Source organism: Microbispora sp. H10830 (genome assembly GCF_014161375.1).
Classification (GTDB): domain Bacteria; phylum Actinomycetota; class Actinomycetes; order Streptosporangiales; family Streptosporangiaceae; genus Microbispora; species Microbispora catharanthi.
Genome location: NZ_JABBWX010000014.1, coordinates 147,405 through 159,750 on the forward strand (window position 1 = coordinate 147,405; position 12,346 = coordinate 159,750).

A 12,346-nucleotide genomic window follows, 5' to 3' on the forward strand; every position below is an offset into this window, starting at 1 on the left:
CGGTCAGAAGCTCCTGGGCAGGCCGAGCACCTGGGTGGCCAGGTAGTTGAGCAGCAGTTCCTCGGTCACCGGCGCGATCCGGCCGATCCTGGCGTCGGCCAGCAGTCGTGCGACGGGGTACTCCAGCGAGTACGCCATGCCCCCGTGGGTCTGGAACGCGGCGTCGGCGGCCTCCCACGCGGCCTGCGAGGCCGTCAGCTTGGCGATGTTGGCCTCCGTGCCGCAGGGCAGGCGGTTGTCGAACGACCAGGCCGCCTTGTGCAGCATCAGCCTGGCCAGCTCGATCTTGGCCTTGACCTGCGCCAGCGGGAACGCGATGGCCTGGTTCGCCCCGATGGGCCGGCCGAAGACCTCTCGCTGCTTCGCGTAGTCCACGCCCACCCGCAGCGCCACCTCGGCTCCGCCGAGGGCACTGGCCGCCAGCAGGATCCGCTCGGGGTTCAGCACGTCCCACAGCACGGCCGCCCCCCGGTCCACCTCGCCGAGCACGCTGGAGGCGGGCAGCCGCAGGTCGTCGATGAAGACCATGTTGGACGGCGTGGTGTTCGCGCCCATCTTGGGGATCGGCCGGTAGGACAGCCGCCCCGACGCCACGGCCTCCGGCACGTTCACCAGGAACACCGTCAGCCCGTCGCTGCGCGGCCTGGCCTGCGCCGCCGGGATCGTCCGGGTGACGAGCAGCATCCAGGCGGCCCGCTGGACCCCGGTGATCCAGATCTTCTGGCCGTTGACGACGAAGTCGTCGCCGTCCCTGCGGGCGAAGGTCGAGATCGCCAGGGAGTTGGACCCGGCGTCGGGCTCGGTCAGCGCGAAGCAGGTCTCGATCTGTCCGGTGGCCAGCTTCGGCAGCAGCGCGGCCTTCTGCTCGGCCGAGCCGTGCCTGGCCAGCGTGAGCGCCCCGAACCCCGGCGTCAGCACGTACATGAAGGCCGAACCGCCCGCGGAACCGGAGGCCGACAGGGTCTCGGTGGCCACGGCCAGCTCCAGCAGGCCCTGTCCGGCTCCGCCGTACTCCTCGGGCACGGCCAGGCCGAGCCAGCCGCCCTTGGCGAGCTCGGCCCACACCTCCTCGGGCCAGCGCTTGTCCGATTCGCAGCGCTGCCAGTAGTCCATGTCGTACCGCGAGCAGATGTCCGCGATGCCCCGACGCACCGCCTGCGCGCTCTCCGGCAGCGTGAAGTCCATGCCCGCCACTCTAGAACGCCATTCGGCGGGCTGCGAGATCATCGGCGGGGCCGGCGCGCGTGGTAGACGAAGGCGGGCGGCAGGTTCCGCCAGACCGTGCGCCCGGCCACCACCTCCTCGAACGCCTCGCCCAGCCTGCGGCGGAAGCGCAGGGCCGCGGGCAGGGCGCGGGCGTGGACGTAGGAGAACGTCGTGAACGCGCCTCCCGGCGCGAGCGAGGCGACCACGGCCCGCAGCAGGTCCGCCTGGTGGGCGGGGGGAAACGCCGCCCAGGGCAGCCCGCTCACGATCACGTCGGCGGCGGCCACGCCCCGGCCGGCGAGGAGCTCGGGCAGCCGCGCGGCGTTGTCGACCACGAGCTCCACCCCCGGGTAGCGGGCGCCGAGGTGGCCGGCCAGCCGCGCATTGATCTCGACCGCCAGGTGCCGCCCCCGCCCGCCGATGCGGCGCTGGATCTCGGCGGTGAAGGGGCCGATGCCCGGCCCCAGCTCGACCACGACGGGGTCGCCGCGCTCCGGCACCGGCACGCACACCGCCTCCGACAGCCGCCGTGAGCTGGGCGCGACCGCCCCGGTCACGGCGGGGGAGCGCAGGAACTGCCCGAAGAAGACCGCTGTTTCGTTCGCCATGCGGCGACGCTAGGGCCGCGCGACCGCCCGGGTCGCCCGCCGTCCGGGCCGACCTGGTGGCCAGGTGGATCACCGCGTGCGGCCTCTTGGCGGACGGAGGCGGCCAGAAGGAGGAGAAGCGTCCTCCCAACGGAGGACCGGCCTCCGTGCGGGCGGGCGGTAGCGTTCCCTCATGCGGTGGCCCTCGACGCGCCGGCTCGTCCCGCAGCGTCCCCTCAGCGGCAGGCCCTTCGCGCTCTCGCGCGGCACGGCACTCGACATCGGCCTGGCGGTGGGCGGGACCGGGCTCGACGCGCTCGTCAGCGCCGGCTCCTGGAGTGGCGGGAGCGGCCCGGCCCCGGTGTGGGTGGGGATGGGCTTCGCTCTGCTGGCCGGGCTCCCGATGGGCCTGCTGCGCCGACGGCCCGGCCCTGTGGCCGTCTACCTGTCCGTGCTGCTGGTGGTGTGCGACCAGCTCGGCGCGTTCACCGTCAACACCCTGCAGGTCCTGCTGCCGATCTCGGTGGGCGTGCTGGCCAGGTCGCGCGGCTGGGGCTGGACGGCGCCGGCCGCCGTGCTCGCCTCCGCCGCGACCGCCGTGAACCTCGCCGACCCCGGCATCGCCCTCACGAGCAACACCTGGTTCTACTCCGTCGGGCTGATCGCGGCCCCGGTGCTGATCGGCCGCTACCTGCGCGGTCAGGAGGGGCGCCGCAAGGAGGATCCCGCGCCGCTGCTCGACCTGCTGCTCGCCGGCGGCGGGGTGGCGCTGTCGGTGCTGACAACCTGGCCGTACTGGCACGGCGGCGAGCCACCCGTTTGGGCGGTCGCGCTCGGGGTGATGCTCGCGGGGCTCGCGCTGGGCGTCGTGCGGCACCTGCCCGGCGCGGTGTTGTTGCTGGAGAGCCTCGCGCTGGTCGTGGCCGACCAGTACGTCCCGAGAGCCGGCAGCAGCCTGCAACTGCTCGCCCTGGTGGCCCTCGGCGTGTTCGCGACCCGCGCCGCCTGGTCCTGGGTCGCCGCGGCGTACGCCCTGACCTGCTCGGTCGCCGCGATCGTGGTCGTGGACGACCCCGCAGACATCACCCCGTTCCGGGTGGTGGCGCTGATGACGATGGTGACCGCGCCCGTGGCGATCGGCCGGTACGTCGGCGTGCGGCAGGCCCAGGCCAGGCACGCCGCCGAACTGGCCGTCGAGCGGGACAGGGCCGGCCGGCTCGCCGAGCGGGAGCGGATCGCCCGCGAGGTCCACGACATCGTGGCCCACCACGTGGGGGCGATGGTGCTGCGGGCGAGCGCGGCGCAGTACGCGGGAGCCGGCGGCCCGGCCGCCGAGGCGCTGGCCGACATCAGGGACACCGGCCACCGCGTCCTGGAGGACCTGCGCGGCCTGCTGGCCGTGCTGCGCGACCCGGACGAGGCACTGGGCTCCGACCTCATGCTCGCGAACATGCTGGCCGACCCCGGCGACGTGCTGCGCGACGCCGTGTCCCGGATGTCGGCGGCCGGCCTGCGCGTGGACCTGCGTCTCGCGCCCGAAGTGGAACGGGCCCCGCTGGTGGTGCGGGCGTCGGCGGCGAGGATCGTCCAGGAGGGGCTGACGAACGTGCTCAAGCACGCCGGGCCGGGGGCCCGGGCGGAGGTCGATGTGGCGATGCGCCCGGACGCGCTCACGGTCGAGGTGCGCAACGGCCCCGGCACGTCCCGTCCCCCGGACGTGCTGCCGTCCCACGGCCAGGGCATCGCGGGCATGCGGGAGCGGGCCCGCGCCTTCGGCGGGCACGTCACCGCGGGCCCGGCCGAGGGCGGCGGCTGGCGGCTGGCCGCCTCGCTGCCGGTGCCGCGTGAGGACCGGCTGGACTGCCGCATGGCGGGGAGGTTCGCGTGATCCGCGTCGTGGTCGCCGACGACCAGGCCCTGGTGCGGGCGGGCGTCCGGATGATGCTGGAGGCGGCCGGCGACATGGAGGTGTGCGGGGAGGCCGCCGACGGGGCCGAGGCCGTACGGCTGGCCGAGCGGCACCGTCCCGACGTGGTGCTCATGGACCTGCGGATGCCGCGCGTCGACGGACTGGAGGCCACCCGCAGGATCCTCGCCGCCCAGCCGTCCGCCCGGATCGTCGTGCTCACCACGTTCTCCGAGGACGAGAACCTCTACGCCGCGCTGGGGGCGGGCGCGCTCGGGTTCCTGGTCAAGGACGACCCGCCGGCCCGGATGGTCGAGTCGGTCCGGCGGGCCGCGACGGGGGAGCCTCCGCTCGCGCCGTCGGTGCTGCGGCGCGTCGTCGAACGGGCCCTGGCGGCCGAGCGGCAGGCGGTGCCGCTTCCGCCGGGCCTCACCGGGCGCGAGGCGCAGGTGCTCACCCTGGTCGGGGTCGGCCTGTCCAACGCCGAGATCGCCGACCGGCTGCACGTGGGGGTCACGACGGTCAAGAGCCATGTCGCCGCGCTCATCGACAAGCTGGGGCTGCGCAACCGCACCCAGGCGGCGGTGATGGCGCACCGGTTCGGCTTGGTCGACACCGGGTTCACCCCCGTGGCTCCCGCCGGGAACGACCGGGAGAGCGGCGTCTCCGGCTCCTGACCGTGACGCCGCCCGACGCCGCCCGCCGGCGCCTGCCACGGGATCGACCGGGGGCGGTGCTCGCCGGGTTCGGGCTGTGGCACCTGCTCGCCCGGCGGCGCTTCCGCCGAATGCCCTCGTCGGTGCGGCCTGGCCACCCCGACCATAAGCGGCCGTTCAGCCGATGCCTAGATCGTCCAAAGTGGACGCCAAGAAGGCCCTCCTAGCGTCTGTGTCAGGCGCCCGACCGGGTGCCCTCACATCAGGAACCGCGCCGTCCCCGGACGGCTGGAGGGATCACAATGCCCAAGATCAGAATCGACGACATCGCGGCGGCCGGGCCGGAGCTCGACGAGGGAGACCTCCGTCTCGTCAACGGCGGCCGGAAGTTCGAGTGGTCGAGCCACGTCATCACCCCGGACGGCAGCGTCGACGCCAAGGACCTCGACTTCTGAGCGACCGCTTCTGAGTGACCGCGCGGGGCGCCCTTCCGGCGCCCCGCGCCCGACCAGGAAGCCAGACCAGGAAGAACGAGAGATGTCCGGCGAGATACTCATCCTCACGATCGACGGAGACCTCCATGCGGAGCACGTGGCCCGTCTGCTGGCCGCGCGGGAGGCGAAAGCGGTCGTCTTCGACCCGGCCGACTATCCGGTCCGCGCGGTGCTCGACGCGGTTTACCACCGTGACGGGCGGGTGCGGCGGCGGCTGCGCACGGAGACGGCGGACGTCGATCTCGACCGTCTGACGGCGGTGTGGTTCCGCCGTCCCCGGGCTCCCGTCGCGCATCCCGAGATCGCCGACCCGGCCGCACGTGCCCACATCGAGCAGGAGTGCGCGATGTTCGCCGGGGACCTGTGGGAGCAGCTCGACTGCCGCATGGTCCCCGCGCCCAGGGAACGGGTGAGACTGGCCCAGCGCAAGTCGTCACAGCTGGTCCTGGCCGGTCGTCTCGGATTCGAGCTGCCGGACACGCTGATCACCAACGACCCCGACGAGTTCCTGGACTTCTACAGCCGGCACCAGGGCCGCATCATCACCAAGCCCCTGGGCGCTCCGGCGGGACCCCGCGCCGACGGGGAGGGCGTGGCCCGGATGTCGGAACCGGTGTCCACCCGGGATGTGGCGTACGCGGACGCGATCAGGTTCGGCCCGGTCGTCATCCAGGAGTACGTGCCCAAGCGGGTCGAACTGCGGGTGACCGTCGTGGGGCGGGCCGTCTTCGCGGCGGAGATCCACTCGCAGGAGAGCAATCACACGAGGCTCGACTGGCGCCGCTACGACCCGGGCAGCACCCGCCATGAGGTGCACGAGCTGCCGCCGGAGGTGGCCGAGCGCTGCGTGCGGATCGTGCGGCGGCTCGGCCTGCGCTACGGAGCGATCGATCTCATCCTGACCCCCGACGGGCGTTACGTCTTCCTCGAAGTCAACCCCAGCGGCCAGTGGCTCTGGATCGAGAAGGCCACGGGCCTGCCGATCGGCGCGGCCCTGTGTGATCTGTTGATGTACGGCACGGTCGGAGAGGAGACCGCGCATGTTGCCGGACGCCCTTGAAACCCTCCGCGGCCTGGACGGCGTTGACCCGTCCGAGGCCCAGGAGCGCCTGCGGGAGTTGCGGGAGCGCCATCCCGGCGTGCGCTTCCGGCTGCTATGGCAGCGGGAGGACTACGACGACTCGCTCCACTACGACCTCCTGATCAAACGGCCGGGGGAGGGGACGGTGTCGCTGTCCTGGTGCCCCGACCGCGCCCTGCCCTGGCCCCTGCGAGGTGTGCAGCGGGCCGGCGAGATGCTGCTGCTGCGGATCGACGGAGTCGGGGTCAAGGTGGTCGACGCGGTCGCCTGGCTCGACTTCCTGTGGGACGAGGCCCGGCTGGTGGACCGGATCATCGCCGCCGCCCTCGTCCAGGGCGAGATGGAGGAAGCGCCGGTCGAGCTCTCCGACCACGAGATCCAGGAGGCGGTGGACGCGTTCCGGCGCGCCCGGGGACTGCTCACCGCGGAACGGACGCGCGAGTGGATGGACCGCCGCTCCCTCACCGTGGCAGACCTCCAGGAGCTGGTCGCGGGGGAGGTGGCCGCTGCCCGCGTCCGGGAGCGGGTGACGGCCGGACGGGTCGAGCCGTACTTCGAGGAGCACCGGGAGGAGTTCGGCACGGCCCGGGTCGCCCGCCTCACCTTCCCCGGCTCCGAGGCGGCCCGGCGGGCGGCGGCGGAGATCGACGCCGGAGCCGGCTTCTTCGCGCTGGCGGAGCGGACGCGCGGCGCCCGGCTGGTCGTCGAGGACGTGCCCGCGGCCGAGACGGGCACCGCCCGGCCCGGCGACGTCGTCTCGCCCGCCCCGGACGTCCTGCTCAAGGTGATCTCCGTCGCCGGCGCCGAGCTCGACGCGGACACGCGCCGCCGCGTCGAACGGCGGGTCTTCGACCTGTGGATCGATGAACGCCGCCGGGCCGCGAAGATCGAATGGTTCTGGGGAACCACGGCGCGGACCGGCACGCTGTGAACAGGCAGATCTTCCGCGCCGAGGCACTGCGCCGCCATGCCGCCCCGCCGTCTGCCCCGGCCGCTGTCAAGGAGGTCGGCAATCGCAGCCTCGTCCTGCTCTGGTGCGCGGTCGCGGTGCTCACCTCGGGGCTGGCCGTTCTCGCCGCTCTGGTCCTGAGGGGTGGCGGGTGAGACGGGTCCCGGTCTTTCTGCAGAACTCGGCGACCGAGTGCGGCGCGGCCTGCCTGGCCGTGATCCTGTCCTTCCACGGCCACCGCACCACCGTGCAGGAGGTCACCGACCACCTCCAAGTGGGCAGGGACGGCCTGAGCGCGCTGGCCATCGTCCGCGCCGCGCGGGAGTTCGGCCTGAACGCCAAGGCGTTCTCGCTGGAGCCGGCCGACCTCGGGCGGGTGCCCATGCCCGCGATCGTCCACTGGGAGTTCCAGCACTTCGTGGTGGTGGAGCGGTGGACGCCCGATCACGTGGACATCGTGGACCCCGGCCAGGGACGCAGGCGGCTCACGCCCGCCGAGTTCGACGCCGGCTTCACCGGCGTGCTGCTGGCGTTCGAGCCGGAGCCGGGGTTCCGCCGCGTTCGGTCCAGCGCCGCGCGGGCGTGGCGGCGCGACTTCCTGCGCGCCCTGGTGTTCCGCAGGAAGGGCCTGCTCGCCCAGGTGGTCGCGGCCTCGGTGCTGCTCCAGGTGCTCGGCCTGGGGCTCGCGACGGCGTTCCAGATCGTCGTCGACCGGATCCTCCCGCGCGGGGACTCCGGGCTTCTCTCGCTCCTCGGCGTGGCCGTGCTGGTCGCCGTGGTCACCCAGTTCGCGGTGAGCTACCTGCGTTCGGTGCTGCTCGTCGCGCTCCGCTCGCGCACCGACGGCGAGGTGACGCGGAACCTGGTGTCGCACCTTGTCGCGCTGCCGTACCGGTACTTCGCGGTGCGCGGCAAGGGAGACCTGGTGAACCGATCGAACAGCGTCATCGCCCTGCGCGAGACGCTGACCGGGCAGATTCTCTCGTCGTTGCTCGACGGGCCGCTCGCCCTGGTCTACCTGCTGCTCGTCTTCGCCCGGGACCCGGTCTTCGGCGGCTTCCTCGCGCTGCTCGCCGCGGGGCAGGCCGCCCTCCTGCTCGGCACCGCCCGCCGGGTGGGCGACCTGACCAGGCGCGAGCTGGCCGCTCTCGCCGTCACGCAGGGCCGGCTGATGGAGGCCGTCGGCGGCATCGAGACGCTCAAGGCGTCCGGGGCCGAGCCGCGGGCGATGCAGCGCTGGTCGGACCTGTTCGCCCAGCAACTCGACGCCGACGTGCGGGGAGGGCTCGTCCGGGGGCTCATCGAGTCGGTGCTCGGGGCGGTGCGCTATCTCGCGCCGCTGGGGCTGCTGTGGGTCGGCGCGTGGCGGGTGCTCGACGGGTCGCTGAGCCTCGGGACGCTGCTCGCGCTGAACGCCCTGGCCACCGCCGCGCTCACCCCGATCGGCTCGCTGATGACCAGCCTGCGCAGCCTTCAGCAGGCCGGGGCGCACTTCGACCGGCTGTCGGACATCCTCGCCTCCGAGCCCGAGCCGTCCACGGGGATCGAGGTGCTGCGGCTGCGCGGCGGCATCGAGCTGCGCGGGGTCGGCTTCCGCCACGACCCGCGCGGCTCGTGGACGTTGCGCGACGTCTCACTGGTCGTACGGCCGGGGCAGAAGGTCGCGCTGGTCGGTCCCTCGGGGTCGGGCAAGAGCACGCTCGCCCGCCTCCTGCTCGCCCTGTACCAGCCGACGGCCGGGGAGATCCGATACGACGGCGTTCCCGCGGCCGAGCTCAACCCGCGATCGCTGCGCCGCCAGTTCGGCGTGGTCACCCAGGAGCCGTCGCTGTTCACCGGGACGATCCGGGAGAACATCGCGCTCAACTTCCCCGAGGCCGGCATGGACCGGATCGCCGAGGCGGCCCGGCTCGCCGCCCTGCACGACGAGATCATGGCGATGCCCATGGGCTACGAGACGATCCTGGTCGAGGGCGGCGGCCTGTCGGGTGGACAGCGCCAGCGCCTCGCCCTGGCCCGCGCGCTGCTGCCCCGCCCCAAGGTGCTGCTGCTCGACGAGGCGACCAGCAACCTGGACAGTGCGACCGAGGCCGACATCGAGGCGCGGCTGTCCCGCCTGACGCAGACCCGCATCGTGATCGCGCACCGGCTGAGCACGGTGCGGGACGCCGACCTGATCCTTGTCGTCGAGCGGGGCATGGTGGTGGAGCGGGGCACCCACGAGGAGCTGCTGGCCCTGGGCGGGCGCTACACCCGGCTCGTCGCCGCGCAAACGGCCTCCACCCAGGCCGGCACCCGTGGGCGAACCCCCGTGGCTCCTGCCCGGATCGACAGGGAGAGCGGCATGTAGGGTCTGGGGCGTGAACGCTGCCGAGGACCGGATCTGGACGGTGCCCAACCTGCTGAGCGCCCTGCGGCTGCTCGGCGTCCCCGTCTTCCTCTGGCTCGTGCTGGGTCCCCACGCCGACGGGTGGGCCATCGCGCTGCTGGCGCTCGCCGGCTTCAGCGACTGGCTCGACGGCAAGCTCGCCCGCGCCTGGAACCAGATCAGCAGGCTGGGCCGGCTCATCGACCCGCTCGCCGACCGGCTCTACATCCTCGCCACCCTGGTCGGTCTGGTGCTGCGGGGCGCCGTCCCCTGGTGGCTGGCGCTCGCGGTGCCGCTGCGCGACGTGCTGCTGCTGTGGATGCCGCCCGTGCTGCGGCGGCACGGGTACGGCCCGGCGCTGCCCGTCCACTTCCTCGGCAAGGCCGGCACCGCCGCCCTGATGTACGCGTTCCCGCTGCTGTTCCTCGCCTCCCACGAGGGATGGTATGCCGAGATTGCCGCGATCTTCGGATGGGCCTTCGCCATCTGGGGAACTGGTCTGTATTGGTGGGCGGGGGTGTTGTATGTCGTACAGGTGCGCCAGCTAACGAAGGGGTGACCCGTGAAGGCCGTCGTCATGGCGGGCGGGGAGGGGACACGGCTGCGGCCGATGACCGCGAACCAGCCCAAGCCCCTGCTCCCCATCATCAACCGGCCGATCATGGAACACGTGCTCCGGCTGCTCAAGCGGCACGGGTTCACCGAGACCGTGGTTACCGTGCAGTTCCTGGCCGCGCTGATCCGCAACTACTTCGGCGACGGCGACGAGCTTGGCATGACCCTCCACTACGCCACCGAGGAGGTCCCCCTCGGGACGGCCGGCAGCGTGAAGAACGCCGCCGACAAGCTCCGCGACGACCGCTTCCTGGTCATCTCCGGCGACGCGCTCACCGACATCGACCTGACCGACATGCTCCGCTTCCACCGCGAGAACCGGGCGCTGGTCACCATCGGGCTCAAGCGCGTGCCCAACCCGCTGGAGTTCGGGATCATCATCGTGGACGACAGCGGCCGCATCCAGCGCTTCCTGGAGAAGCCCACCTGGGGCCAGGTGTTCTCCGACACGGTCAACACCGGCATCTACATCATGGAGCCGTCGGTCCTCGACGAGATCGCCCCCGGCCAGTCGGTCGACTGGTCGTCCGACATCTTCCCCGACATGCTCGAACGGGGCTGCCGGCTGTTCGGCTACGTGGCCGAGGGCTACTGGGAGGACGTCGGCACGCACGAGAGCTACCTCAAGGCCCAGGCCGACGTGCTGGAGGGCAAGGTCAAGGTCGACTTCGACGCGTTCGAGCTGGCCCCGGGCGTGTGGGCCGCCGAGGGCGCCTCGGTGGACCCCGAGGCCGTGCTCAAGGGCCCCCTCTACATCGGCGACTACGCCAAGGTCGAGGCCGGCGCCGAACTGCGGGAGTACACCGTGCTCGGCAGCAACGCCGTCGTCAAGGAGGGCGCCTTCCTCCACCGCGCGGTGGTCAGCGACAACGTGTACGTCGGCCCGGCCGCCCACCTGCGCGGCTGCGTGATCGGCAAGAACACCGACGTGATGACCGGCGCCAGGATCGAGGAGAACGCCGTCGTCGGCGACGAGTGCGTCATCGAGGCCGAGGCGTACGTCTCCTCCGGCGTGAAGATCTACCCGTTCAAGACGATCGAGGCGGGCACGGTCGTCAACACCAGCGTCATCTGGGAGTCGCGCGGCCAGCGCAGCCTGTTCGGCCCCCGCGGGGTCTCCGGGCTGGTCAACGTCGAGATCACCCCCGAGCTGTGCGTACGGCTGGCCAGCGCGTACGCCACGACGCTGCGCAAGGGCGACACGGTCGTCACCTCCCGCGACGCCTCGCGCGCGGCACGGGCGCTCAAGCGGGCGGTGATCAGCGCGCTGAACTCCAGCGCGATCAACGTGGTCGACCTGGAGGCCGCCGCCCTGCCGGTCGCCAGGTTCAACACCTCGCGGGAGAACGTCCGGGGCGGCATCGCCCTGCGCACCACGGCGGGCGACCCCCAGAGCGTCGACATCGTGTTCATGGACGAGACGGGGGCCGACCTGTCCCAGGCGGCCCAGCGCAAGCTGGAGCGGGTCTTCTCCCGGCAGGAGTACCGGCGCGCCTTCCCCGGCGAGATCGCCGAGCTGACCTTCCCCGCCCGCGCCGTCGACACGTACGCGCGGGAGCTGCTGGCCTGCATCGACATGTCCGGGGTGAAGGACACCGAGATGAAGGTCGTGGTCGACTGCGCGGGCGGCACCTCCTCGCTCGTGCTGCCGAGCCTGCTGGGCCGGGCCGGGGTCGACGTGCTCACCGTGAACAACCGCCTCGACGACGCCTCGCCGACCGAGACGCTCGCCGAGCGCCGCCGCGATCTGCAGCGCCTGGCGGAGCTGGTGGCCTCGGCACGGGCCGCCTTCGGCGTACGGTTCGACCCGGTGGCGGAGCGGGTCTCCCTGGTGGACGAGATGGGCCAGCTGATCAGCGAGGAGCGGGCGCTGCTCGTCGTGCTCGACCTGGTGGCGGCCGAGCGCCGGGGCGGCCGGGTGGCCCTGCCGGTCACCACGACCCGGGTGGCGGAGATGGTGTGCCGCTTCCACGGCGTGCAGGTGGACTGGACGGCCACGAGCCTCGACACGCTGACGCGGGCGGCCCGGCACCCCGACACGATCTTCGCCGGCGACGGGAAGGGCGGCTTCATCGTCCCGGAGTTCGCGCCCACCGTGGACGGCCTGGCGGTGTTCCTGCGCCTGCTCGGCCTGGTCGCGCGCACCCGGCTGTCGCTCAGCCAGATCGACGCCCGCATCCCGGAGGCCAAGCTGCTCAAGCGGACCGTTCCCACGCCCTGGGCGCACAAGGGGGCCGTGATGCGCTCGGTCGTCGAGGCGGCCGAGGGTCACCGCCTGGACACCACCGACGGCGTCCGCGTCGTGGAGGACGACGGAAGCTGGGCCCTCGTCCTGCCCGACCCCGCCGAGGCCGTCACCCACCTGTGGGCGGAGGGTCACGACATGGACACCGCCCAGGCCCTTCTGGAGCACTGGGCCCACGTCGTCGAACAAGCCGCCGGCGCTCACTGACCCCCTCAAGTAAGGTGCGGCGCGCAACTGTC

Annotated in this window: 11 protein-coding genes; 9 read left to right on the top strand and 2 right to left on the bottom strand. The window is 72.8% G+C overall.

What is annotated here, in order from left to right; all coding sequences use genetic code 11:
- Positions 1-3: 3 nt before the first annotated feature.
- Positions 4-1,185 carry an acyl-CoA dehydrogenase family protein gene (locus HHX35_RS31410; RefSeq protein WP_182902280.1) on the bottom strand — a complete coding sequence of 394 codons (1,182 nt, stop codon included), beginning with the start codon at positions 1,183-1,185 and terminating at the stop codon, positions 4-6.
- Between the two features lie 38 nt (positions 1,186-1,223).
- Positions 1,224-1,814: a class I SAM-dependent methyltransferase gene (locus HHX35_RS31415; RefSeq protein ID WP_182902281.1), complete on the bottom strand. Its 591-nt coding sequence runs from the start codon at positions 1,812-1,814 to the stop codon at positions 1,224-1,226.
- A 172-nt stretch (positions 1,815-1,986) separates the two neighbouring features.
- Between HHX35_RS31415 and HHX35_RS31420 the strand changes: the two genes are divergently transcribed.
- The 9 genes from HHX35_RS31420 to HHX35_RS31455 all read left to right on the top strand — a co-directional run bounded on the left by HHX35_RS31420 (position 1,987) and on the right by HHX35_RS31455 (position 12,314).
- Positions 1,987-3,681, top strand: coding sequence for a histidine kinase (locus HHX35_RS31420; RefSeq protein WP_182902282.1), 1,695 nt, complete (start codon positions 1,987-1,989; stop codon positions 3,679-3,681).
- Entirely contained in the window at positions 3,678-4,376 is a 699-nt protein-coding gene (locus HHX35_RS31425; protein ID WP_182902283.1) for a response regulator transcription factor, read from the top strand. Before HHX35_RS31420 ends, HHX35_RS31425 begins: the two co-directional genes overlap by 4 nt.
- 281 nt (positions 4,377-4,657) lie before the next feature.
- On the top strand, positions 4,658-4,810 hold the full coding sequence (locus HHX35_RS31430; protein ID WP_182902284.1) for a putative ATP-grasp target RiPP: 153 nt from the start codon (positions 4,658-4,660) through the stop codon (positions 4,808-4,810).
- Positions 4,811-4,892: 82 nt separating this feature from the next.
- Positions 4,893-5,909, top strand: coding sequence for an MvdC/MvdD family ATP grasp protein (locus tag HHX35_RS31435; RefSeq protein WP_182902285.1), 1,017 nt, complete (start codon positions 4,893-4,895; stop codon positions 5,907-5,909).
- Positions 5,890-6,861, top strand: a complete 972-nt coding sequence (locus HHX35_RS31440) for a TIGR04500 family putative peptide maturation system protein (RefSeq protein ID WP_182902286.1) — start codon at positions 5,890-5,892, stop codon at positions 6,859-6,861. The genes HHX35_RS31435 and HHX35_RS31440 overlap by 20 nt, the downstream gene beginning before the upstream one ends.
- Positions 6,858-7,034 carry a hypothetical protein gene (locus tag HHX35_RS43925; protein WP_259405569.1) on the top strand — a complete coding sequence of 59 codons (177 nt, stop codon included), beginning with the start codon at positions 6,858-6,860 and terminating at the stop codon, positions 7,032-7,034. Before HHX35_RS31440 ends, HHX35_RS43925 begins: the two co-directional genes overlap by 4 nt.
- A complete protein-coding gene (locus HHX35_RS31445) occupies positions 7,031-9,229 on the top strand; it encodes a peptidase domain-containing ABC transporter (RefSeq protein WP_310739422.1) in 2,199 nt (732 codons plus the stop codon). The genes HHX35_RS43925 and HHX35_RS31445 overlap by 4 nt, the downstream gene beginning before the upstream one ends.
- A gap of 10 nt (positions 9,230-9,239) precedes the next feature.
- Positions 9,240-9,806 carry a CDP-alcohol phosphatidyltransferase family protein gene (locus HHX35_RS31450; RefSeq protein WP_182902288.1) on the top strand — a complete coding sequence of 189 codons (567 nt, stop codon included), beginning with the start codon at positions 9,240-9,242 and terminating at the stop codon, positions 9,804-9,806.
- 3 nt (positions 9,807-9,809) lie between these two features.
- Positions 9,810-12,314: a mannose-1-phosphate guanyltransferase gene (locus tag HHX35_RS31455; protein ID WP_182902289.1), complete on the top strand. Its 2,505-nt coding sequence runs from the start codon at positions 9,810-9,812 to the stop codon at positions 12,312-12,314.
- The last annotated feature ends 32 nt before the right edge of the window (positions 12,315-12,346 follow it).